This is a genomic window from Frankia sp. Mgl5 (genome assembly GCF_023242985.1).
GTDB lineage: Bacteria > Actinomycetota > Actinomycetes > Frankiales > Frankiaceae > Parafrankia > Parafrankia soli.
The window spans coordinates 1-1,379 of sequence record NZ_JALKFY010000769.1 but is presented as its reverse complement, the minus strand read 5'-3'; the positions used below and the strand labels follow the sequence as shown (position 1 = coordinate 1,379).

The following is a 1,379-nucleotide window of genomic DNA, read 5'->3' as shown; positions in this document are numbered from 1 at the left end:
CGGCCCGCCGGGTGCGCTCACGGACCCCCAGCTCTCCAGACGCCTCAGCCATCACTTTTGCACTGTACCCCGCACCACAACGGGTAGGCGATGTCCAGAGTGGTACTGAGTGCAGTGTTTGGCGTAGGGTCCGATGCGCCTGCTTCGGACGTTCGACCGGGCCGGCGCACTCGGGTGGTTGGAGCCCGAGGTCCTCTCGCCGGTAATCGAGGCGATGCCCGCGGCGCACCCCGCCCGGCGCGGCGGCGGCTGGGCGCGGGAGCTGGTGATCAGGCCTGCCTGTAGCGGACCAGGCTGCGAGAGAGGCGCAGAGTGTCTCGCAGCCGCGGTCGACACACACATGAGGTGCACTGAAGGGAAGAGGCGTGACAGACGATCTGGGAGCGGCCGGTCTGCGTTTCGAGCGTGACGGCGCTATCGGCTGGTGCATCATCGACCGGCCCGCGGCCCGCAACGCCCTGACTCCGGCGATGTACTTCGGCATCAAGCGTGCTGTGGCCCTGGTCAACAAGAGCCCGGATCTCGCCGCTTTGGTCATCACGGGTACCGGTGACGTGTTCGCCCCCGGTGGTGACCTGGGTAGCCGGTCAGAGCCGGGTGACTCGCTGCCGCCCGATCTCGGCGGCGAGGACGTCCTGCCCTTCCTGACCATCCGGGACAGTCAGGCGCCGGTGGTGGCCGCGGTCAACGGCATCTGCCAGGCGGGTGGGCTCCTGATCGCGATGATGGCGGACATCGCGGTGGCCAGCGACCGGGCGACGTTCCGGGTCCCTGAACTGCTGCGGGGTATCCCCGACGCCACCTACGCCGCCGTCCTGCCCGCCCACGTCGGCATTGCCGTGGCCCGGGACCTACTGCTCTCCGCCCGCCGGTTCGACGCCGCCGAGGCCCAGCAGCTGGGCGTCATCAGCCGAGTCGTCCCCCACGACGAGCTCCGCGATGCCGCCGTGCGTGCCGTGGGAGAGATCCTGCAGACCGCTCCGGCGGCTCGTCTGCACGTCAAGCGCATGCTCAACGAGCGCTACGGGCTCATCGACTACCAGACCATGTTCTGGGCGATGCGGCAGTCGTCCGAACCACGCGAGGGTATGCGGGCCTTCATGGAGAAGCGGGCACCCGCCTGGGTCCCGGACCAGTTCGCCGGTGACGGTGGTCGCCGGTAGCCCTCCTCGGCCGCTCCGGCCGGATCGCCAACCCACGACTCCTCAAGGCGGTAGTCATGATCGCGGCCAGGCTGCATGGTCCCCGGGACCTTCGCCTCGACGAAATCCCCGAGCCCGAACCGGCGGCGGGTGAAGTGAAGATCGCCATCGCTCACAACGGCCTGTGCGGCACCGACCTGTTCGAGATCTTCTCCGGGCCGAGGGTCTGTACGACCG

1 protein-coding gene and 1 pseudogene are annotated in these 1,379 nt (G+C 69.1%); both read left to right on the top strand.

The genetic code is table 11. From position 1 onward, the window contains the following. Positions 1–365: 365 nt before the first annotated feature. Complete coding sequence (locus MXD62_RS27515) at positions 366–1,163, top strand: enoyl-CoA hydratase/isomerase family protein (RefSeq protein WP_248832301.1); 798 nt, start codon at positions 366–368, stop codon at positions 1,161–1,163. Between the two features lie 56 nt (positions 1,164–1,219). After that, a pseudogene (locus MXD62_RS40990) lies at positions 1,220–1,379 on the top strand (alcohol dehydrogenase); the annotation flags it as partial.